The organism is Brevundimonas sp. (assembly GCF_030682035.1).
GTDB lineage: Bacteria > Pseudomonadota > Alphaproteobacteria > Caulobacterales > Caulobacteraceae > Brevundimonas.
The window spans coordinates 38514-58666 of the sequence record NZ_JAUXQZ010000002.1 but is presented as its reverse complement, the minus strand read 5'-3'; the positions used below and the strand labels follow the sequence as shown (position 1 = coordinate 58666).

The window sequence follows — 20153 nt, the reverse complement described above, 5'->3', positions numbered from 1 at the left end:
ATCACGGCTCCTCGATCTGGCCAACGTCGTCACCCCCGCGCCCGTTCGACCGTATCGACGGACGGATTGGTGCGCAGCGCCGCCATGATCGCAGTCGCGTGTTTGGCGTCCTCGACCTCCATGTCGATGTCGACGTCGAAGAAGTCCTGCTGCCGGTGGCTCATCACGAGGTTCAGGATGTTGCCGCCGGCCTCGCCGATGATGGTGGCGACCTGGCCCAGCACGCCCGGAGCGTTCTTGATGGTGGCGCGGATGCGGGCGGAGGCCACGGCGCCCTGCTCTGCCTGCGGCGTCCACTGCAGATCCTGCCAGACCGAGTCGTCGTCGGCGTAGTCCGCCAGCTGCTGACAGTCGATGGTGTGCACGGTCAGCCCCGCCTCCGGCTCGAGGATGCCGACGATGCGGTCGCCGGGCACGGGCGAGCAGCAATGGCCAAAATGGACGCTGATCCCCGGCGTCAGCCCGCCCCCGCGCACGAACAACCGCGCCTGTTCGTCGCCGATCCGCTTGCGGTCGGGTCCGGCCTTCAGCCGCCCCTTCAACGCCGGAAACAGGGTCTCGCCGACCTTGGCCGCCGAAACCCGGCCGCGCCCGATGGCCTCATACAGGTCTTCCTCGGCGGCGAACGCGAAAGTCTCCAGCATGGCCTTCAGCGACACCTCGGCCAAGGTCTTGCCGGCCCGCGACAGGGTCTGCTCCAGCGTCGCCCGGCCCAGCTTCTGGAACTCACCGCGTTCGGACGTACGGATATGCCGCCGGATCGCCGAGCGGGCCCTGCCGGTGATGGTCAGCGAGCGCCAGTCGACCGGGATCTCCCGCTTGGAGCCGCGCACGATCTCGACCACGTCGCCGTTCTGCAGCTGGGTCCGCATCGGCTTGAGCTCGCCGTTGATCTTGACCCCCACGGCCGTATCCCCGACCTCGGTATGGACGGCATAAGCGAAATCCAGAGGCATCCCGCCGCGCGGCAGGGTGATCAGCGACCCCTTGGGCGTGAACACGAACACCTGTTCGAGATACATCTCCAGCTTGGCGTGCTCGACCCAGTCCTCGCCACCCTCGCCGTGCTCGATGACCTGGACGAGGTGGCGCAGGTTCTGCAGCGGATCGCGCCCACCGTCGGCCTCCATGGCCTCTCGGTCAAAGCCGTAGGCCTTGTTCTTGTAGGCCCAGTGCGCCGCCACCCCGTCCTCGGCCACCCGGTCCATCGGCTCGGTGCGGATCTGCATCTCGATTCGCAGGCCCGACGGCCCGACTACGGTCGTGTGCAGCGAGCGGTAGTTGTTCGACTTGGGCGTCGAGATGAAGTCCTTGAACCGCTCCGGCACCATCGGCCAGGCGCGGTGGATCACGCCGAGGGCGCGATAGCAGTCGTCCTCGGCCTCGACGATGACCCGGAAGCCGTAGATGTCGGACAGGGACGAAAAGCCCACGGATTTGCGCTGCAGCTTGCGCCAGATCGAGTACGGGGTCTTCTGCCGGCCGAAGACCTGGGCGCGAACCCCGGCCTCCTGCAGCACGCGCTCGACCTCGCGGGAGACGCCGTCGATGGCGCGACCGTGCTCCAGCTTCAACGCCTCCAGCCGCCGCTCAATGGCGGTGCGGGCCGTCGGGTTCAGGTGCTCGAACGCCAGTTCCTCCAGCTCGGAGGCGATCGAGTGGATGCCGATCGACCGGCCCAGCGGCGCATAGACCTCCAGCGTCTCGCGCGAGATGCGCTCGCGTTTCTCCGGCTTGACGTGTTTCAGCGTCCGCATGTTGTGCAGACGGTCTGCCAGCTTCACCAGCAGGACGCGGACATCCTTGGAGATGGCGAGAATGAATTTGCGCAGGTTCTCGGCCTGGCGCGTGTGCTCGGCCTGAAGCTCCAGCCGCGACAGCTTGGTGACACCCTCGACCAGCGAAGCCACCTCCTCGCCGAACATCGCGGCGATGTCATCACGGGTCGCCGAGGTGTCCTCGACCACATCGTGCAGCAGGGCGGTGACGATGGTGGCCGTGTCCAGCCGGTAGTCGGTCAGGATGCCGGCGACCTGGATCGGATGGGCGAAATAGGGATCGCCCGAGGCCCGCAGCTGCGACCCGTGCATCTTCATCGCATAGACATAGGCGCGGTTCAGCAGCGCCTCATCCGCCGTGGGATCATAGGCGCGCACCGCCTCGACCAGTTCGAACTGGCGCAGCACCCTTGAGCGGGGATGGGGTTCCGGGTCCACATACGGACGCGGGCCGCCGGGATCGTTCAGATTGGCGGGTTCGGGCGACGGCGCGGGCTGCCGCGCCGGCAGGATGATTATACCGTTGGCGGGGTCCGCCGTCAGTACCGCTCCTCCTGGCCGCCGTCGCGGTCGCTTTGCAGCGCACGGATCAGCTCGGCCTCAGCCATGTTCATATGCTGGGGTTCAGCCAGCAGGCCCACGATTTCGGCCTGGTCCTCGGCTTCGGTCCGCTCGTCAACGCGTTGCAGTGCAACGATGACGGTCTCGCGCAGTTCATCCGGCACGACGGTCGAGTCGGCCAGTTCACGCAGGGCCACGACCGGGTTCTTGTCGTTGTCGCGATCGATGGTCAGCGGCGCGCCGTTGGCGATGGCGCGGGCGCGGTTGCCCGCCAGCAAAACCAGGCCGAACCGGTTCGGCACCTTCTCGATGCAGTCTTCGACAGTGACGCGAGCCATGAATATCCTCGGGCGCGGGGGGAGAACCGCACAAACTATAGGGTCAGGCCCAATTGTGCAACGCCGCATGGGCGGGAATGAGGCGTCAGCGCAGCGGGGTCGCGTCTTTTCCGATCCGCGCCCGCCCGGCCAGCCCCTCCGCTGTCTCCCCGTCGGGATGCCGCCACCCCGGCGCGATCTCGGCCAGCGGCCCCATCACGAACAACCGCTCGGCCGCGCGCGGGTGCGGCAGGATCAGGCCGTCGAGGTCGCCGGTCGTCCGCCCATAGGCGATCAGATCAAGATCAAGGGTCCGCGGTGCATTGGCCGCGCCGCGCTGACGTCCGAACGCCTCCTCGATCCGACCGAGCGCCGCCATCAGTTCATGCGGGTCATGCTCGGTGCGGACGATGACAACCCCGTTCAGGAACGGCGGATCGTTCGGATCGGGCCAGGCGACCGAGCGCCACCATGACGACCGCGCCACCACGTCGACGCCCTCAGCCCGGAACCGCGCCAGCGCCGCTTCCAGCGCCTCACGGCAGTCGCTCCACGCCCCCCGGTCGTTGCAGCCCAGGGCCACGACGACGGCGTCATCCAGCCCGGCCGCGCCGTCGAGCGCAACGGACGGCGGCGCCTTGTGCTGCGGGCCGGGCTTTTCCATCCCCGCTTCTTACACCAATGAAGGCGTGCGCGCCCGCCCGTCGCCGAAGGATTCGCCCGCTTGCCGACCGCCCACAACACCGCCGTGGCCGAACCGCCCCGCGACTGTCCCCTCTGTCCGCGCCTGGTCGAATACCGCCGCGAGAACGCGCGCCACAACCCCGACTGGTTCAACGGCCCCGCCCCCTCCTTCGGCGATCCGGACGCCCGGTTGCTGGTCGCGGGCCTGGCCCCCGGCCGCACCGGCGCCAACCGCACCGGTCGGCCCTTCACCGGCGACGGGGCCGGCTGGATTCTCTACGAAACCCTGCTCAGGACCGGCTTCGCCACCGGCCAGTACGAGGCCCGGCCCGACGACACCCTGCGGCTGGTCGACTGCATGATCACCAATGCCGTCCGCTGCGCCCCGCCAGGCAACAAGCCCCTGCCCGCCGAGGAGGCGACCTGCCGCCCCTTCCTGACCGCCCGCATCGCCGCCCTGCCCCGGCTCAAGGTCATCGTCACCCTCGGCGATGTCTCGCGGCGCAATGTGCTTAAGGCACTCGGCCTGCCAGGCTCCGCGGCCCCCCCCGGCCATGGCGTCGAGGCCGCGCTGGGCGGCTATGTGATCCTCAACAGCTATCATTGCTCGCGCCTCAACACGAACACCGGCCGGCTGACCCCCGCCATGTTCGAAGTGATCTTTCAGCGCGCCCGTCAGATCATCGAATCCTGACCCGAACCCACTCGCCTGACCGGCGAGTGTGGCTCTCCCGCCACGCGAATCAGCAGGCAACGGGTGTAGCGTCGCCCCTGAGGAACAGTGGTGCGTAGCTTGCGTTGATCAATCAGCTTTGGAGGCTGGTATGCGTAGGTCGAACGGGGTCTTTTCACCTCAGGAACGAAAGACGGCTCTGTGGGCGCTGCTGATGGCGGGCCTGATCGCCGCCATGGGAATGGTGGTCCAGCAATGGAGCCAGCCGTCGGTCGGCCCCGGCGGGATCGAGGCCTATATGACGGCGCCGGCGCCGGGTGTTCTGGACGCCCAGCCGATCAACTGATCAGACGCGGGGGCGATCGGTCTCGCTCCAATCGCCCGTCAGTCGCGACTGCTGTCGTAGATGTCGAGCTGAAGCTCGATACCTCGCGCACCAAGCGCTCCCATCGTCGTGGCTGAAAGGGACAGGCCCTCGTTCATTGTTTTCATGAACAGGCCACAGAACAGATTCCCTGAGTAACTATCCGCCATATTCCGCCAAGCAGACACGTCGGAAGTCGCGCGGGCCAGCAAGTCGGTGATCTGGGCCTCCAGGTCACCCGGCTCTGAAACGGGTACAGACAGGTGCCAGGATCCACTCTCAGCGGCCCTGCCCTTGAAACGGCCCCAACTGGCGATCTCGCCTTTGCGATAGGACTTGTCTGGCTGAAGGCCGAGCGCGTGGCTGACGACCTCGGGATCGAGGTCCTCACCCGCGAACCGAAGTGAGACCTTCGTTCGCCCTATCCCGCCCACGTCTTACCCCCGCTCCTTCATCAGCCGGGCCTTGTCCCGCTGCCAGTCGCGCTGCGCCGTGGCCTCGCGCTTGTCGTGCAGCTTCTTGCCCTTGGCCAGGGCGATCTCGATCTTCGCCTTGCCCGCCTCGTTCAGATACAACTTGACCGGAATGATGGTCTGGCCGTCGCGCTGGACGGCGCCGATCAGCTTGTCGATCTGCTTGCGGTGCAGCAGCAGCTTCCGATGTCGGCGCGGCTCGTGGTTGAAGCGGTTGGCCTGTTTGTAGGGCGGGATGTCGGCGTTCACGAGCATGATCTCGCGCCCCTCCACCGCCGCATAGGACTCGGCGATATTGGCGCGGCCGTCCCGCAGGGCCTTGATCTCGGTGCCGAGCAGCATGATGCCGGCCTCGATGAAATCCTCAAGGAAATAGTCGAACCGCGCTCGCCGGTTCTCGGCGATGATTTTCATCTTCGGCGCTGTGGAAGCCATCAGCCCAGACCCGCATCCGCCATGGCGCGGTCAATGGCGGGTTTAACCGCAACCGATGTAAGGGACAGCGGCAACCGCACCTCCTCACCGCACAGCTGCATGCGCGACAGGGCGTATTTGGCGGGCGCCGGCGAGTTGTCGAGGAACAGCGCCTTGTGCAGGCCGATCAGCCGGTCCTGCCAGTCGCGCGCCACGGCGTAGTCGCCGACCGCCGCGGCTTCATGCAGGGCGACCATGGCTTCCGGCGCGACATTGGACGTCACCGAGATCACCCCGACCCCGCCGTGGGCGTGATAGCCGAGGTAGCTGGGGTCGTCGCCCGAGATCAGGTCGAACTGGCCGCCGATATTCGCCCGCATCCAGCTGACCCGCGCCAGGTCGCCCGTCGCGTCTTTGATGCCGACGATGTTCGGATGGCCCGCCAGACGCGCCACGGTCTCATTGGCCATGTCGACGCCGGTCCGGCCGGGGACGTTGTACAACAGCACTGGAAGCTGGACCGCCTCGGCGATGGCCTCGAAATGCAGCGCCAGCCCCGCCTGCGACGGCCGGTTGTAATAGGGGGTGACGATCAGGGCGCCGTCGGCCCCGACGGTCTTGGCGTGACGCGCCAGTTCGATCGACTTGTCGGTCGCCGACGACCCGGCCCCGGCGATGACGCGGACGCGCCCGGCCGCGACCTGCACGCACAGTTCCACCACCCGCTTGTGCTCGTCGAGATGCAGCGAGGCGCTTTCGCCCGTCGTGCCCATCGGCACGACGCCGTGGATTCCGGCCGCGATCTGGCGCTCAAGAAGTTGCGTGAAGGCGGCTTCGTCCACCTTTCCGTCACGAAGTGGTGTGATCAGGGCGGTGATCACGCCCTTGAACAAGGGAGCGGTCATTGAAACAGATGGTCCTGCGTGGAAATCGGGGCGACAGTCGCCGGATATTAAGCGTTGGAGGTTAGGTTGCCGGTCGCCCGACCGCAACCGCGACGCATGGAGATCGGACAGGCAATGATCGCTACCAGCCTCGCGGCCATCCTGGCCCTGCTCGCCCCCGCGCCCGAAACTCTGCTCCCACAGGAAGTGCCCTACAGCGCCGTGGCTTCCGGCCCGGTCAGCAACCAGCCGCGCCTGCTCAGCGATCAGGACACGGCTCTTTTTCGTCAGGGTCTGGCCGCCGCCCGGTCGCGGGACATCGTCGGCGCCCGCAACGCGGCCTCCCAGATCGGCGATCCGGTGGCCCGCAAACTGGTCGAATGGGCCCTGCTGGACACCTCGGCCGATCAGATGCCGCTCAGCGACCTCGCCGTCGCCCGCGCGGCCTTCAGCGGCTGGCCGCGCGCCGACAGCCGCAACGCCGCCGCAGAGCGGGCGCTGGCTCGGGGGTATGTCGGGCCGGACGTCGCCCTCGACCTGTTCGCCCGCAGCGGGCCGACCACGAGCGAGGGGGCCATCGCTTTGGCTGACGCCCTCGAACAGCGTGGCCGGTCAGACGAGGCGCGTCGCCTGATCACCGACTGGTGGCGCACCCGCTCGTTCGACGACGCGACCCAGACCCGCATCCTGGCCCGCTGGGGTTCCAGCCTGACCCAGGCCGACCACGAAGCGCGGCTGAACATGCTGCTGCTCGGGCCGCATGGCCCCGCCACCCGCGCCGTGGTTCAGTTGGTCCCCGCCGACCGACAGGCCGTCGCCAACGCCGTCATGGCCCTTCGCTCCGCCTACAGCCCGGACGCGGTCGTCGCCAACCTCAGTCCGACCCAGGCGCTGGACCCCGCCGTTGCGCTGGAGCGCGTCCGCATCCTGCGCTCTCAGAACCGCCAGTCCGAGGGCTTCGCCCTGCTGCGCGCCCTGCCCGCCGCCCCTTCGCACATCGAGGGCCAGAACACCCTGTGGAGCGAACGCCGCAACTATTTCCTCGACGCGCTGGAGCGCCGCAATGGCCAGGCCGCCTATGACGCCATGGCCGGCCACGGTTTCCCGGCGGGTGAGCGCAAGGTCGACGCGGAGTTTTTCGCCGGCTGGGCTGCTCTGGTGAAGCTGAACGACCCGGCCCGCGCCGCGCGGCATTTCGAGACGCTGCGCCAGTCCTCCTCGACCCCGATCACCCAGGGCCGCGCCCTCTACTGGCTGGGCCGCGCCGCCGAGGCGCAGGGCGACACCCCCGCCGCCATCCAGTACTATCGGGACGGCGCCCGCCACATCCAGACCTTCTACGGCCAGCTGGCCGCCGAAAAGGCCGGCCTGACCACGATCAACCTGCCGGCCGATCCCGTCCCGACCTCCGCCGACATCGCCGCCTTCGAAGGCAATGAGGTGGTGCGCGCCCTGCGCATCCTCGGCGAGACCGGCGAGACCAGCCTGTTCCGCGTCTTCGCCTATCAGCTGGACGACGACCTGCCCGGACCGGCCGGTCTGGCCCTGTTGATGGACCTGTCGCGCAACTATGGCGAAGGCTTCACGGCCATGATGGTCGGCCGCGCCGCCAGCCAGCGCGGCTTCCTGATGCCCGAGCGCCAGTATCCGATCCGCATCCCCCCGCCCGTATCGGGCGCTGCGCCGCTGGAGTTCACCCTCGCCATCACCCGCCAGGAATCGAGTTTCGACCCCCGCGCCCGCTCGCACGCCAACGCCCGGGGCATGATGCAATTCCTGCCTGCGACCGGCCGCACCGTCTCGCGGCAACTGGGCCTGCCCTATTCAGACGACCGGCTCTACGACGGCGACTACAACATGACCCTGGGCAGCTTTCATCTCGGCGATCTGACCCGTGATTTCGGCGGCTCGATACTGCTGACCACGATCGGCTACAACGCCGGCCCGGCCCGGCCCCAGCAGTGGATCACCCGCTGCGGCGACCCGCGAGGCGGCGGCGTCGATCCGGTCGACTTCATCGAGTGCGCGCCCTTCACCGAGACGCGCAACTACATGATGCGAGTCATGGAAAACATGCAGGTTTATAAGGCACGGCTGAACGGCGGCTCGGCCCCCCTGACCCTGTCGTCCGATCTGCGGCGCGGAGCCCCGGCAGGCCCCAGCCCCTACACCTATACCGGCGATGACGGCGTGCGCGCACCCGCGGGCGAGCCGTCGGAATAGCGTCCGCTGGACAGTAGCGGACCGTCCGGTCCCTCGACCCAGCGCGCCGCCAGTCCGAAGACCTTCGCCATGATCCCGGGCGTCAGCGCCGCCATCGGCGCGGCGTCGGCCACGACCCGCCCGGCATCAAGCACCATGACCCGGTCAGCGTACCGCGCCGCCAGCGCCAGATCGTGCAGGCTGACCAGCACCGCCTGCCCCCCCGCCGCCCGCGCCTTCAACCGCTCCAGCACCATCAGCTGCGCCTCCGGATCCAGCCCGGCCGTGGGCTCATCGGCGAGCAAGGCCTGCGTGCCTGTCGCCAGCGCCCGCGCCAACAGCACCCTCGCTCGTTCACCGCCCGACATCTCGGCCACCCCGCGATCCGCCAGATGCCCGCCCTCGACCTCATTCAGCGCCGCCTGCGCGCGCTGAAGCGCATCCCCCGGCGTCAGGAAAGGAGCGCCCAACGCCGCGACCTCGACGGCCGGCAGGTTCCAGGCGATGCGCCGCTCTTGCGGAAGATAGGCCGCCCGCTCCGCCCGCCCGCGCATCGACAGGCCCGCTACGGCGGCCCCGCCCAGCCGCGCCTGCCCGGCGGTCAGCGGTAGCAGGCCCGCCAGCGCCCGGATGGCGCTCGACTTGCCCGCCCCGTTCGGTCCGACCACGGCGACCAATTCGCCCGCAGCGACCGACAGGCTGACCCCGTCCAACACCGTCCGACCGCCCAACACGGCCGTGGCGCCGATCAGCTCCAATGCGCTCACAGCCGCCACTCCCGCGCCGCGCGCCAAGCGATCAGAGCGAACAGCGGCGCGCCGACCAGGGCCGTGAACACGCCCAGCTTCAGTTCCTGATCCGTCGGCGTCATCCGCGCCAGCAGGTCCGCGACCACCAGCATCAGCCCGCCGGCCAGCGCCGAGGGCAGCAGCAGCCGTCCGGGGTCCCCCCGCACAGCGCCGCGCACCAGATGCGGCGCCGCCAGCCCCACGAAACCGATCACCCCCGCCACCGCCACCGCCGCTCCGGTCGCCAGCGCCGTGGCCGCCAACGCCAGCAACCTTAGCCGCGCCATCGGCAGGCCCGAGGTCCGCGCTGTCTCCTCGCCGAGGCTCAGCATCCGCAGGCCGGGCGCCGCCAAGGCCGCCAGCGCACCCGCAACCAGCACCGCCGGCGTCACCCAGGCCACGTCGATCCAGCTGCGATTCTGCACCGAGCCCAACAGCCAGCTCATCACCTCGGCCATGGCGATCGGCGACGGCGACAGGTTGAAGATCAGCGCCGTTGCCGCGCCCGCGAAACTGGATACCGCCACCCCGAACAGGATCAGGGCCTCCGGCGACCGCACCCGGGCCGAGAACAGGATCAGCAGGCCTCCCGCCGCTGCGGCGCCGAGCAGGGCCGAAACCTCCACCGCCCCCGGGACGGCTGCCACACCCAGCACGATGGCGGTCGCCGCCGCCAGCGCCGCGGCCGACGAGACCCCCAGGACGCCCGGATCGGCCAGCGGATTGCGCAGCAACCCCTGCATCACCGCGCCGGACAGGCCGAGCGCAGCCCCGACCATCAGGGCCGTCGCCACGCGCGGCGCCCGCACCTGCCACAGCACCTCGGCCGGGCCCGAGCCGGGGTCGGTGAATGCCTGGCTGATCTGGGCCAAGTCGAAAACGGTCTCGCCCAGCAGGATTCCTATCACCGCCGCCGCCGCAATCAGGCACGCGAGCACCAGCGTCAGCCGCGAAGGCCTCGTCATGTCCCCGCCTTCAGCATCGCCGCCGCATCGGCCGCGAACCAGGCCGGACAGGTCAAGGCCGCCCCCGGCAGCCGCGCCGCTACACGCCCCTTCGCCGCCCGTTGGACCACGGGATGCCGCCCAGGACCCCGCCAGTCGCTCCGCGCTTGATCGAAGAAGCCCAGCACGAACCGCGTGGGTGGAAACAGGGCGATCCGCTCGACGCTGACCGGAGCGAAGAATGGCCTCGCGGCCGCATTGGCGAACCCGGCGGCGCGCAGGATGGCGTCCACCAGCGTGCCCTTGCCGGCCGTGAACCCGCCCGCGGTCAGATACAGAGCCGACGGCTCCGGCGCCCCGGGATCCGGCGCGGCGTCGCGCAAGGTTGCATCCATGCGGCTGACCAGCGCCTCCCCCCGACCGGGCACGCCCAGACCCTGAGCCACCACCAGCATACGATCACGCACTCCATTGAAATCGGTAGCATCTTTGATAGTCACGACGCGCACACCCGTCGCCTCAAGTCGGGCGAGAAGCCGCGGTTCCCCGCCCCAGTAGCGCACCACCACATCGGGCTGGAAGGCAATGGCCGCCTCCAGCGTCGGCCGCACCCGCCGCCGCCCCGCCGCCGCCTGACGCAGCCAGGCGTCCGGATCATCAGCCCGGGGCGACAGGGCCAGTTCGGCGTCAGACCTGAGGGCCAGCACATACTGGTCGGCGCACTGATCCAGCGCCATGACCCGCAACGGCCGGGCCTCGGCGACGCCGGCGCCCAGAACCACCATCCCGGCCAGCGCCCCCGCCAGCCGCTTCACGGTTTCAGCAGGCCCGCGAACAACCCCTCCAGCAGGGTGGTCACAAGTGTCTCCCGCTCGACCCAGTCGAAATAGGGTTTGGTGATCACCAGTGACACCACGCCATGGCACCCGGCCCACAACGCCTGGGCCGTCGTTCGCGCGTCGCCCCGCAACAGCCCGCCCGCCTCGGCGTCCTCGACCACCCGCTCGAACGACCGGTACAGCGATCCGCCCAATTCCTGCGGCGCCGACAGAGCCCCGTTCTGCAATTCGACTGGCCGGGTCATGTAGATCAGCCGGTAGGCATTGGGATTGGCGAAGCCGAAGTCGATATACGCGCGCAGCATGCGCCGCAGACGCTGTTCCGGCCCGCCCGGCTCCGCCACGATGGACTGGTTGACCTCCAGCAGGGCCGCAAACGCCTGTCGGCAGATCTCCTGCAGGATTTCGCCCTTCTCGGCGAAATGCATGTAGAGCGCGGTCGAGGAGAGGCCGACCTCGTCAGCGATCTTGCGGATGGTCGCCCCCTCATAACCGTGCTCGACGAAGATGCGTTCGGCGGCGGCGAGGATTTCCGCGCGACGGGCATGGCCCTCGCCCTTGGGCTTGCGCTGTGAGCGCAGGGTGAGCGAGGTGGCGAGAACAGTCACGCAGGGGCTCCGGACTTCCAGGTCCTGAATAGCGGCATTCCCCGGCCCGCGCCAACCACTTGCAACACGCGAATCACCAAGGTAACCCTTGGTAGTGGAACGCGTTGGAGTCAGCGATCTGGACGAGCGTCGGCGGGATGCCGCGCGATACGGTCCGACGTTCGAACAGAGCGCGGCCATGCGAGGCTTCGCGCCCTTCCAGACCATTCTGCTGATGGTGTTCGCGTCCGGGCTCGCCTTCGTACTCTGGTTCTGGCCCGACCGTGTCGGGGATTGGCTCGTCTCCGGGGCGGCCTTCGCCTTCCTCGCGGTGGCGATATGGCGTGTCGTCCTGATCCTGCTCAGCGCCGCCCCGCTGCCTGAGCCGCCGATCCCGGCGGCCTGGCCGCGCTACACCATTTTGGCGGCGCTTCACGGTGAAGCCGACATCGTCAGCCAACTGGTCGAACGCCTCTCGCGGATCGACTATCCGCCCGACCGGCTTCAAGGCTTGCTGGTGCTGGAGGCCCACGACCATGAGACCATCGCCGCCGCGCTGGCCGCGCCACGTCCGGACTGGCTGGACGTTCTGGTGACCCCGCCCGGCAGGCCGCAAACCAAGCCCCGCGCCCTGAACTACGCCCTGACCCATGCCACAGGCGAGCTTCTGACCGTTTACGACGCCGAGGACGCCCCCGATCCCCAGCAGCTCCGCGAAGCCGCCGCCCGGTTCGCCGCCGACCGCAGCGGCCATCTGGCCTGCCTCCAGGCGCCCCTCCGCATCCGGGCCCATCAAGGCGATGACTCACGCTTTGTCGACCGCCAGTTCGCCGCCGAATATGCGAGTCTGTTTGAATCCACCCTCCCCGGCATGGCGCGCCTCGGCCTGCCCTTTCCGCTGGGCGGGACCAGCAATCACTTTCGGGTCGACGTCCTTCGTACCGTCGCCGGCTGGGACGCGTGGAATGTCACTGAGGATGCCGATCTCGGCTTCAGGCTGTGGAGCCGCGGCTGGACCCTCGGGGTCATGGCCCGTCCGACATGGGAGACCCCGCCCGGCGGACTGGCTTACTGGCTGCCCCAGAGAACCCGCTGGCTGAAGGGCTATCTCCAGACCTGGGGCGTGCATACCCGCAGACCCTGGCGACTGGGTTGGCGAGGAGCCTGGGCCCTTGTAATGACTGTCGGCGCTGGCCTTGTCTCGGCGGCAATTCACGGCCTGACGCTGGCCTGGGTGGCGGCGGCCGTGCTGGTTTCGGCCATGGCCGGCCTGCCGCCGGAAACGCCGGTGCTGGCGCTCTGCGTTCTCGTGCTCGGCGCGGCCTCGGCCTGGTTGTCGTGCGCCATCGGGGCGAGACGGGCGGGCGCGCCCTATGACGTCGGCGACATGGTGAAGGCGCCGGCCTACTGGGCCCTGCTTTCCCTGGCATTCGTCCACGCCGCATGGCGTCTGGTTGTCGACCCCTTCGCCTGGGACAAGACGCCCCACCGGCGCGATGCACGGCCTGATGCGGAATCACCCGCCGCCTCCGAAGTCGAAGCGAACGATGCGCTGGACGCGACCGCGCCTCTCCGCCTATCAGCGGGGCATGCCGCCGCGCCTGAACCCGTTGCCTGAAACCCTCGTCACCCGCGCCTGGGCGGACTACGCCCTGCTGGACAGCGGCGACGGCCGCAAGCTGGAGCGCTATGGCCGACACACCGTGGTCCGACCCGAGCCCCAGTGCTTCTGGTCGACGCGCGATCCCGCCGCCTTTGACGCCGCCGACGCCGTCTTCGACCCGACGGACGAAGACGAGACAGGCCGCTGGCGGTTCGCGGGAAACCCGATCGACAGTTTCCCGCTGGCCTGGCGCGACGTGCGCTTCACCAGCCGCTTCACGCCGTTCCGTCACCTGGCTTTCTTCCCCGAACAGGCCGCCAACTGGGAGTGGCTGGACGGACGAATCCGGCGACTGACGCGCTCAAATAGCCCGAAGGGCGGTAGCGCAACGCAACATGCGCCCAAAATCCTGAACCTGTTCGGCTACACCGGCGTCGCCAGCCTCGCTTGCGCGGCCGCCGGCGCCGAGGTCACCCATGTCGACGCCTCCAAGAAATCGGTCGCCTGGGCCCGCGAGAACGCCGAACTCTCGGGCATGGCCGACCGTCCGATCCGCTGGATCGTCGAGGACGCGCGCAAATACGTCGCCCGCGAGGTCCGTCGCGGGGTGAAATACGACGGAATCATCCTCGATCCGCCCAAATACGGCCGCGGCCCGACCGGCGAGGTCTGGCGGCTGTTCGAGGACATGCCCGCCCTGCTCAAGGACTGCGCCGCCCTTCTGTCCGACGACGCCTCATTCCTGCTGCTCAACGCCTATGCCGCCCGCGTGTCCGGCCTGTCGCTGGCCCATTTGATGGCCGAGGCCACAGCGGACCGTGGCGGCGTCATCGACTGGGGCGAACTGGCCTTGGCCGAGGACGGCCCTGACGGTCGGGCCATCGGTCTCAGCTTCTTCGCGCGCTGGTCGGCGTGACAGACCGCCTGATCACCTCCCTGACCAACGACACGGTCAAGGCCGTGCGCGCGCTGCATATGCGCAAGGAGCGAGAGGCGACCGGCCAGTTCCTCGCTGAGGGTCTCAAATTTCTCGGTGAAGCGCTTGATCAACAACGAGCGCCGCGCCTGCTGATGGTCGGCGAGGATGCTCGGCCCCATCCGATCCTCGACCGCGCCCGCGAGGCGACGCGAGCCTCGGGCGGCGAGGTCGTGATCGTCACCCACGCCATCCTCGAAAAGATCAGCCGCCGTGACAACCCGCAGACCGTGCTCGGCGTGTTCGATCAGGTCTACACGCCCCTGTCGGCCATCGAACCGGCCACGGCGCCGGCCTGGGTGGCGCTGGAACAGGTACGCGATCCCGGCAACCTCGGCACCATCATCCGCACCGCTGACGCGGCCGGCTGCGGCGGGGTCATCCTGATCGGCGACTGCGTCGATCCGTTCTCGGTCGAAGCCGTCCGCGCCACCATGGGTTCGGTCTTCGCCGTCGCCATCGTCCGGGCCACGCCCGCCGGGTTCCTCGCCTGGCGCCAAACCTGGCCGGGCAGCGTCGTCGGCACCCGTCTGGACGCCACCGTCGGCCATCACGACGCCGCCATCGAATATCCGGCCCTGATCCTCATGGGCAACGAACAGGCCGGCCTGACCGACGCCTTGGCCGCCGCCTGCGACGTCAATGTCAAGATCCCCATGCGGGGCCGGGCCGACAGCCTCAACCTGGCGGTGGCCACGGGGATCATGGTCTATGCGGTGACGGACATTGTTTGAGCCTCGCGCTCAGGCCAGTTCGATACGCAGGGCCTGGACCGCCGCATCGATGTCAGCCTCTGTGTTGAACAGGTGCGGCGACAGGCGCACGCCGTTGAACCAGCGCTTCTCCACCATCTTGATCACGACGCCGTGCCGGTCGCGCAGGTTCGTTCTCAGCTCGGCGCTGTCGATCCGCTGGGGCAACAGGCCGGCGACCAAGGCCGTCGCCAACGGCCCGGGCGGAGGGCCCATCACGCGCAGACCAGGAATCTGCATCATCGCCTCGTAGGCCCGGTCGCGCAGGGCGACGATCCGGCGCTCGACCTCGACCATGCCGATCGCCTGTAGGGCGTCGATCGCGGCCCCCAGCCCGACGACCGATGGCAACGCCCCCATGCCGGTAGAGTCCGATACGTAGCGGCGACTGAGTTCCCACTGCGGCGGGGCCAGCGCCTCGGCAGCCTCTGGGCTGATGTACAGCAGGCCCGTGCCCTTCGGTCCCATCAGCCATTTATGGCCGCTCGTCGCATAGACGTGGCAGCCCAGGGCCCGGACGTCGACCGGAATGCTCCCGACCGCCTGCGCCCCGTCGACGATGCACAGTGCGCCATGAGTCCGGGCCAGGGCCGAAATCTCGGCGACCGGCATCCGCAGGCCGGTCGATGTGATCACGTGGCTGAAACTGATGACGCGCGTGGCCGGGGTCAGGGCGGCGGCGAAGCGCCGCACGATCGCATCTCCGTCATGCTCGTCGGGGGCGATCACGATACGGTCCAGCACGACCCCGTCGCGCCGGGCCCGGTGCTCCCAACCGACACTGCCCCCGCCATGCTCCTGATCCGTGGCGAGAACCCGGTCGCCGGGGGACAGGCGCAAGCTTTGAGCGATGAGCGACATACCTTCCGACGTGCCGCGGGTGATCAGGATGTCGTCGGCGGCGCAGCCCAGCAACGCCGCCGCCCGGCCGCGCACGGCGTCGGCCTCAGCCAGGACGGCGCCGTCGCCATAGCTGTTCCGCACCGGATTGGCCTCCAGGGCGGTCCAGGTCTCCATGGTCTGGTTGAACACGGCCTTGGACGTGGGGCCAAGAGAGCCGGTATTGAGGTAGATCAGACCGGGCTCGAGGAAATAGCTCGACCGGACGAACAGGTCGTTGTCAGAGGCTGGCGCCGGGGCGGGAAGACCGGCGGCGGCTCCGGCCAGTCCCGCGAGGGAGGCCGCCCCCACCTGGAAAACCGTACGGCGGGAATAGGGGGATGACGTCATGGTCGCAGCCTACGAGGTGAAGCGGAACCATAAGAAGACCGGCGTTCGGTGACAATCGCCTGCGCGCAGCTAGAAACTCCGCCCGTCCACTCGCTGCGCCGTCCAGCCGAACGGTTCGATATCGGTCAGCGTCCGGATGTTGACCGCCATCATGGGCTGGCCGTTCGGCGCCACGCCGTGCGCGAAGGACTGCACCCCGCAGGTCTCGCAGGACAGGTGGGTGATCTTGTTGGTATTGAACAGATATTCCGTCTGCGCCCCGTCCGCCGTCAGGCGGAAGGCGTCCTGCGTGACGAAGGCCAGCACCAGCCCCTTGCGATAGCAGTGCGAGCAGTTGCACTCGATCAGCCCGTCGAGATCGCTGTCGACCTCATAGGCCACGGCACCGCAACGGCAGCCGCCCTTGTGGGTCTTCACTTCAGCCATCACGCATCCTCCAGCAGCACCACGCCCGGGGCTGATTTCAACGCCCCGCGCAGGGCGCCGTCCAGTCTGTACCGGCCCGGCAGTTTCAGCTCGACCTCGCGCCGGCCGTCCAGCGAGGCGACCAGCGAGACCTCGCCGCCCTTGCCTTGCGACCGCGCCCGCTCCAGCCGCGACTTCAGGGCCGCCGGATCGACCCCTCTGGCCGAGACATGGATGCGCAGTCCCATCGCCCCGTCGTCGATCAGCATGTCCAGCCGGCTGGCGTCGTCGCCGAAGAAGCGCACCTCGCCGTCGGCCGACTTTGCGCGGACCTTGACCATGATCGAGGCCCCGACCTCCAGCACCTCGCGGCATTTCCGCAGTTGCTCAGGCGGGAACAGGCATTCGAACTCGCCGGTCGGATCGGAGAAGGTGACGAAGGCGAATTTCTCTCCCGACTTGGCGCTGGCCCGCTCCTGACGGCGGCGCACCACGCCGGCCATCAGGAAGGCCTCGTGGCCGCTTTCGGCCAGGGCGGTGGCCTCGGCGACGAAGGTGACGCGCTTGCGCTTCAGAGCCGGCGCCATGTCCTCCAGCGGATGGCCGGACAGGTAGAAGCCGACGGCGGCCAGTTCCTGGTCCAGCTTCTCGGGCCCGACCCAGGGCTCGACCGGTTTCAGCCGCGGACGCGCCGCGCCGGCCTGATCGCCGCCGAACAGAGAGACCTGGGACGAGGCCCGCTCGGCCGCAACGCTCTGGCAATAGGCCATCAGGGTGTCGGCCTGTTCGACCAGCTGGCGGCGATTGCTGTGGAAACTGTCGAAGGCCCCGGCCCGCGCCAGATTCTCCAGCGCTCGTTTGTTCACGCTGCGCGGATCGACGCGTTCGAGGAAGTCGAAGATGTCGGTGAACCGTCCGCCGGTCTCGCGCACCTCGACCAGATGCTTCATCGCCTCCAGCCCGACGTTGCGGATCGCGCCGAGCGCATAGAGCACGGCGCCGACCCCGTCGTCATAGGCCACGTCGAAATCGGCCGAGGAACGGTTCACGTCAGGGGCCTTGATCGGCACCTCGAAGCGACGACAATCCTGATAGAAGACAGCCAGTTTGTCGGTATTGCTGAGATCGAGCGACATGGACGCGGCCATGAATTCGACGGCGTGGTTGGCCTTCAGCCAGCCGGTCTGGAAGCTGATCAACGCATAGGCGGCGGCGTGCGACTTGTTGAAGCCGTAGCCCGCGAACTTGGCCACCAGGTCGAAGATGAAGCCGGACTGTTCTTCCGAAACGCCCTTGCCTGACGCGCCCTCGACGAAGCGCGCCCGCTGGAAATCCATCTCCTCCTTCTTCTTCTTGCCCATCGCCCGGCGCAGCAGGTCGGCCTCGCCCAGCGAATAGCCGGCCAGGACCTGGGCGATCTTCATCACCTGCTCCTGGTAGATGATGACGCCATAGGTCTCGGTCAGCACCTCGACCAGCGAGGGATGCAGGCAGTCCACCGCCTGTCGTCCGAATTTCCGGTCGATATAGGTGTCGATCATCTCCATCGGCCCGGGCCGGTAGAGGGAGATCAGGGCGGTGATCTCTTCGATCGAGCCGCAGCGCATCTTGCGCAGGGTGTCGCGCATGCCTTGGGATTCAAGCTGGAACACCCCGACCGTCTGGCCCGAGGCCATCAGCTCATAGGTCTTCGGATCGTCCAGCGGCAGGCCGTTCCAGTCGACCGCCGCCCCGCGCCGTTCCAGATAGATGCGGGCGCGGTCCAGCACCGTCAGGGTCTTGAGCCCCAGGAAGTCGAACTTCACCAGACCGGCCGCCTCGACCCATTTCATGTTGAACTGGCTGGCGGGGATGGTCGAGCGCGGGTCCTGATACAGCGGAACCAGTTCGGTCAGCGGCCGGTCGCCGATGACGATGCCGGCCGCGTGGGTCGAGGCGTTGCGATACAGCCCCTCCAGCTCCAGCGCCGTATCGAGCAGGGTGCGCACCGCCGCCTCGGAATCGCGGGCCTCGCGCAGGCGCGGTTCGATCTCGATGGCCTGGGCCAGGGTCACGGGATTGGCGGGATTGGCCGGCACCATCTTGGCCAGCCGGTCCACCTGCCCCAGCGGCATCTGCAGCACCCGGCCCACGTCGCGCAGCACGGCCCGGGCCTGCAGGGTGCCGAAGGTGATGATCTGCGCCACCCGGTCGGAACCATAGCGCTGCTGCACATAGTCGATCACCTCCTCCCGCCGCTCCTGGCAGAAGTCGATGTCGAAGTCGGGCATGGAGACGCGTTCGGGGTTCAGGAACCGCTCGAACAGCAGGCCGAACCGCAGCGGATCGAGATCGGTGATGGTCAGGGCCCAGGCGACCAGCGAGCCCGCGCCCGAACCCCGACCCGGCCCCACGGGAATGCCGTGGTTCTTGGCCCATTTGATGAAGTCCGACACGATCAGGAAATAGCCTGGGAAGCCCATCTGCTGGATGATCCCCACCTCCCATTCGAGGCGCGTCCAGTAGTCGGCCTCCGGCGCCACGGGGGTCACGGCCTGCAGCCGCGCCTTCAGTCCCTCGCGGGCCTGATGCATCAGCTCCTCGGGCTCGGTCCGCCCGGCCCCGGCCTCGAAGCGCGGCAGGATCGGCGCCCGCGTGGGCACGAGGAAGGCGCAGCGGCGGGCGATCTCCACGGTCGTATCGCAGGCCTCGGGCAGGTCGGCGAACAGCTCCCGCATGGCCGCGGCCGGCTTGAACCAGTGTTCGCCGGTGATCCGCCGCCGATCCTCCTGACCGGTGAAGGCGCCGTCGGCGATGCACAGCAGGGCGTCGTGCGACTTCGCCTGCGCGGCCTTGGCGTAGTGGACGTCGTTGGTGGCCACCAGCGGCGTGTCGTGGGCGTAAGCCCATTCGACCAACCCCCGCTCCGCCTGCCGCTCGCTGGCCAGACCGTGGCGTTGCAGCTCGACATACAGCCGGTCGCCGAACACCCGCGCCATCTCGTCCAGCGCCGCGTTCGCCTCGGCCGCCTTGCCCTGGACGAACAGGGGATCGATCGGTCCGTCGGGCCCGCCCGACAGCAGGATCAGCCCCGCGGACCGTTCGGCCACCATGGACCAGGGCACGCCCGGCTCATCCATCGACCCCGCATCGAGATACGCCGATGACGACAGGGCGCAGAGGTTCAGCCACCCCGCCTCGTTCTGGACCAGCACCACCACGGTCGGGACCTTGGCCCAGCGTTCATGGATCTTGCCGCCGATCCCGGTCACCGGCAGGGCGCAGGCCACGATCGGCTGCACGCCCGACGCCTTGGCCGCCTCCGAGAACTCCAGCGCCCCGAACAGATTGGCCCGGTCCGCCACGCCCACCGCCGGCATGCCCGCGTCGGCCGCCAGCGTCGCGACCTTGCCCGCCTTGATCGCGCCTTCCAGCAGCGAATAGGCCGAGCGGACGCGCAGGTGGATGAATTGCGCGGCTACAGCGGCGGTTGAGATGACCAGACCCTCTTTGAGCTGGCCCATCCCCGACTCACGAGATCAGAAACGCCGCCTGCCACGCCATCCAAACGAAGCCGCCGCACGACGCAAGCGACAGCATATCCCTCACCCAACGCGCCATGATCTTGTCCCCAGATTGCGTGTTCTGGATATGTTCTATGTTGCGGGTTTGTTCCGGTCAAGTTCATTTGAGGTGAACA

Annotated in this window: 19 protein-coding genes; 6 read left to right on the top strand and 13 right to left on the bottom strand. The window is 68.5% G+C overall.

The window, feature by feature from the left end:
* Positions 1 to 29 precede the first annotated feature (29 nt).
* From Q8K49_RS00335 to folK, 3 genes are all read right to left on the bottom strand, one after another.
* Entirely contained in the window at positions 30 to 2216 is a 2187-nt protein-coding gene (locus tag Q8K49_RS00335; RefSeq protein ID WP_305303440.1) for a bifunctional (p)ppGpp synthetase/guanosine-3',5'-bis(diphosphate) 3'-pyrophosphohydrolase, read from the bottom strand.
* Positions 2217 to 2317: 101 nt separating this feature from the next.
* Positions 2318 to 2677, bottom strand: a complete 360-nt coding sequence (rpoZ, locus tag Q8K49_RS00330; protein WP_305303439.1) for a DNA-directed RNA polymerase subunit omega — start codon at positions 2675 to 2677, stop codon at positions 2318 to 2320.
* 85 nt (positions 2678 to 2762) lie between these two features.
* Positions 2763 to 3320 (bottom strand): 2-amino-4-hydroxy-6-hydroxymethyldihydropteridine diphosphokinase, encoded by a 558-nt coding sequence (folK, locus tag Q8K49_RS00325; protein WP_305303438.1) that lies wholly within the window; start codon positions 3318 to 3320, stop codon positions 2763 to 2765.
* A 60-nt stretch (positions 3321 to 3380) separates the two neighbouring features.
* Here folK and Q8K49_RS00320 point away from each other — a divergent pair, with 60 nt between their 5' ends.
* Positions 3381 to 4034 carry a uracil-DNA glycosylase gene (locus Q8K49_RS00320; protein ID WP_305303437.1) on the top strand — a complete coding sequence of 218 codons (654 nt, stop codon included), beginning with the start codon at positions 3381 to 3383 and terminating at the stop codon, positions 4032 to 4034.
* 193 nt (positions 4035 to 4227) lie between these two features.
* A complete protein-coding gene (locus tag Q8K49_RS00315; RefSeq protein ID WP_305303436.1) occupies positions 4228 to 4359 on the top strand; it encodes a hypothetical protein in 132 nt (43 codons plus the stop codon).
* A 38-nt stretch (positions 4360 to 4397) separates the two neighbouring features.
* Here the strand turns inward: Q8K49_RS00315 and Q8K49_RS00310 are convergent, their stop codons facing one another.
* Genes Q8K49_RS00310 through dapA form a run of 3 tightly spaced genes read right to left on the bottom strand, consistent with a single transcriptional unit; the run spans position 4398 to position 6169 of the window.
* On the bottom strand, positions 4398 to 4811 hold the full coding sequence (locus Q8K49_RS00310) for a DUF4279 domain-containing protein (RefSeq protein ID WP_305303435.1): 414 nt from the start codon (positions 4809 to 4811) through the stop codon (positions 4398 to 4400).
* 3 nt (positions 4812 to 4814) lie between these two features.
* The gene (gene smpB, locus Q8K49_RS00305; protein ID WP_305303434.1) at positions 4815 to 5285 is read right to left on the bottom strand and encodes an SsrA-binding protein SmpB; all 471 of its coding nucleotides are present in this window, start codon (positions 5283 to 5285) and stop codon (positions 4815 to 4817) included.
* Entirely contained in the window at positions 5285 to 6169 is an 885-nt protein-coding gene (gene dapA, locus Q8K49_RS00300; protein ID WP_305303433.1) for a 4-hydroxy-tetrahydrodipicolinate synthase, read from the bottom strand. The genes smpB and dapA overlap by 1 nt, the downstream gene beginning before the upstream one ends.
* Before the next feature lie 114 nt (positions 6170 to 6283).
* Between dapA and Q8K49_RS00295 the strand changes: the two genes are divergently transcribed.
* Positions 6284 to 8371: a transglycosylase SLT domain-containing protein gene (locus Q8K49_RS00295; RefSeq protein WP_305303432.1), complete on the top strand. Its 2088-nt coding sequence runs from the start codon at positions 6284 to 6286 to the stop codon at positions 8369 to 8371.
* On the opposite strand, the gene Q8K49_RS00290 is transcribed toward Q8K49_RS00295, so the two are convergent.
* Genes Q8K49_RS00290 through Q8K49_RS00275 form a run of 4 tightly spaced genes read right to left on the bottom strand, consistent with a single transcriptional unit; the run spans position 8320 to position 11529 of the window.
* The gene (locus Q8K49_RS00290) at positions 8320 to 9117 is read right to left on the bottom strand and encodes an ABC transporter ATP-binding protein (RefSeq protein WP_305303431.1); all 798 of its coding nucleotides are present in this window, start codon (positions 9115 to 9117) and stop codon (positions 8320 to 8322) included. The two genes, Q8K49_RS00295 and Q8K49_RS00290, sit on opposite strands and share 52 nt — an antisense overlap.
* Positions 9114 to 10103: an iron ABC transporter permease gene (locus Q8K49_RS00285; RefSeq protein ID WP_305303430.1), complete on the bottom strand. Its 990-nt coding sequence runs from the start codon at positions 10101 to 10103 to the stop codon at positions 9114 to 9116. Before Q8K49_RS00285 ends, Q8K49_RS00290 begins: the two co-directional genes overlap by 4 nt.
* Positions 10100 to 10867 (bottom strand): ABC transporter substrate-binding protein, encoded by a 768-nt coding sequence (locus Q8K49_RS00280; RefSeq protein ID WP_305303560.1) that lies wholly within the window; start codon positions 10865 to 10867, stop codon positions 10100 to 10102. Before Q8K49_RS00280 ends, Q8K49_RS00285 begins: the two co-directional genes overlap by 4 nt.
* A 26-nt stretch (positions 10868 to 10893) precedes the next feature.
* Positions 10894 to 11529 (bottom strand): TetR/AcrR family transcriptional regulator, encoded by a 636-nt coding sequence (locus tag Q8K49_RS00275; protein WP_305303429.1) that lies wholly within the window; start codon positions 11527 to 11529, stop codon positions 10894 to 10896.
* A gap of 178 nt (positions 11530 to 11707) precedes the next feature.
* On the opposite strand from Q8K49_RS00275, the gene Q8K49_RS00270 reads away from it, so the two are divergent.
* The 3 genes from Q8K49_RS00270 to Q8K49_RS00260 are packed head-to-tail and all read left to right on the top strand — an operon-like array spanning position 11708 to position 14821.
* On the top strand, positions 11708 to 13126 hold the full coding sequence (locus Q8K49_RS00270; protein ID WP_305303428.1) for a glycosyltransferase family 2 protein: 1419 nt from the start codon (positions 11708 to 11710) through the stop codon (positions 13124 to 13126).
* Complete coding sequence (locus tag Q8K49_RS00265; protein ID WP_305303427.1) at positions 13098 to 14027, top strand: class I SAM-dependent methyltransferase; 930 nt, start codon at positions 13098 to 13100, stop codon at positions 14025 to 14027. The genes Q8K49_RS00270 and Q8K49_RS00265 overlap by 29 nt, the downstream gene beginning before the upstream one ends.
* Positions 14024 to 14821: an RNA methyltransferase gene (locus Q8K49_RS00260; RefSeq protein WP_305303426.1), complete on the top strand. Its 798-nt coding sequence runs from the start codon at positions 14024 to 14026 to the stop codon at positions 14819 to 14821. Before Q8K49_RS00265 ends, Q8K49_RS00260 begins: the two co-directional genes overlap by 4 nt.
* A 9-nt stretch (positions 14822 to 14830) precedes the next feature.
* Here the strand turns inward: Q8K49_RS00260 and Q8K49_RS00255 are convergent, their stop codons facing one another.
* The 3 genes from Q8K49_RS00255 to dnaE form a co-directional block, all read right to left on the bottom strand.
* Entirely contained in the window at positions 14831 to 16069 is a 1239-nt protein-coding gene (locus tag Q8K49_RS00255; protein ID WP_305303425.1) for an aminotransferase class V-fold PLP-dependent enzyme, read from the bottom strand.
* Positions 16070 to 16138: 69 nt separating this feature from the next.
* Positions 16139 to 16495, bottom strand: a complete 357-nt coding sequence (locus Q8K49_RS00250; protein ID WP_305303424.1) for a GFA family protein — start codon at positions 16493 to 16495, stop codon at positions 16139 to 16141.
* A complete protein-coding gene (gene dnaE / locus Q8K49_RS00245) occupies positions 16495 to 19977 on the bottom strand; it encodes a DNA polymerase III subunit alpha (RefSeq protein WP_305303423.1) in 3483 nt (1160 codons plus the stop codon). Before dnaE ends, Q8K49_RS00250 begins: the two co-directional genes overlap by 1 nt.
* Between the last annotated feature and the right edge of the window lie 176 nt (positions 19978 to 20153).

What these genes read in the sequence shown, in the direction of transcription:
- rpoZ (WP_305303439.1), bottom strand. Translation starts at nt 2,677, where the DNA reads ATGGCTCGCGTCACTGTCGAAGACTGCATCGAGAAGGTGCCGAACCGG.
- folK (WP_305303438.1), bottom strand. Translation starts at nt 3,320, where the DNA reads ATGGAAAAGCCCGGCCCGCAGCACAAGGCGCCGCCGTCCGTTGCGCTC.
- Q8K49_RS00315 (WP_305303436.1), top strand. Translation starts at nt 4,228, where the DNA reads ATGGCGGGCCTGATCGCCGCCATGGGAATGGTGGTCCAGCAATGGAGC.
- smpB (WP_305303434.1), bottom strand. Translation starts at nt 5,285, where the DNA reads ATGGCTTCCACAGCGCCGAAGATGAAAATCATCGCCGAGAACCGGCGA.
- dapA (WP_305303433.1), bottom strand. Translation starts at nt 6,169, where the DNA reads ATGACCGCTCCCTTGTTCAAGGGCGTGATCACCGCCCTGATCACACCA.
- Q8K49_RS00295 (WP_305303432.1), top strand. Translation starts at nt 6,284, where the DNA reads ATGATCGCTACCAGCCTCGCGGCCATCCTGGCCCTGCTCGCCCCCGCG.
- Q8K49_RS00285 (WP_305303430.1), bottom strand. Translation starts at nt 10,103, where the DNA reads ATGACGAGGCCTTCGCGGCTGACGCTGGTGCTCGCGTGCCTGATTGCG.
- Q8K49_RS00280 (WP_305303560.1), bottom strand. Translation starts at nt 10,867, where the DNA reads ATGGTGGTTCTGGGCGCCGGCGTCGCCGAGGCCCGGCCGTTGCGGGTC.
- Q8K49_RS00270 (WP_305303428.1), top strand. Translation starts at nt 11,708, where the DNA reads ATGCGAGGCTTCGCGCCCTTCCAGACCATTCTGCTGATGGTGTTCGCG.
- Q8K49_RS00265 (WP_305303427.1), top strand. Translation starts at nt 13,098, where the DNA reads ATGCCGCCGCGCCTGAACCCGTTGCCTGAAACCCTCGTCACCCGCGCC.
- Q8K49_RS00255 (WP_305303425.1), bottom strand. Translation starts at nt 16,069, where the DNA reads ATGACGTCATCCCCCTATTCCCGCCGTACGGTTTTCCAGGTGGGGGCG.
- Q8K49_RS00250 (WP_305303424.1), bottom strand. Translation starts at nt 16,495, where the DNA reads ATGGCTGAAGTGAAGACCCACAAGGGCGGCTGCCGTTGCGGTGCCGTG.
- dnaE (WP_305303423.1), bottom strand. Translation starts at nt 19,977, where the DNA reads ATGGGCCAGCTCAAAGAGGGTCTGGTCATCTCAACCGCCGCTGTAGCC.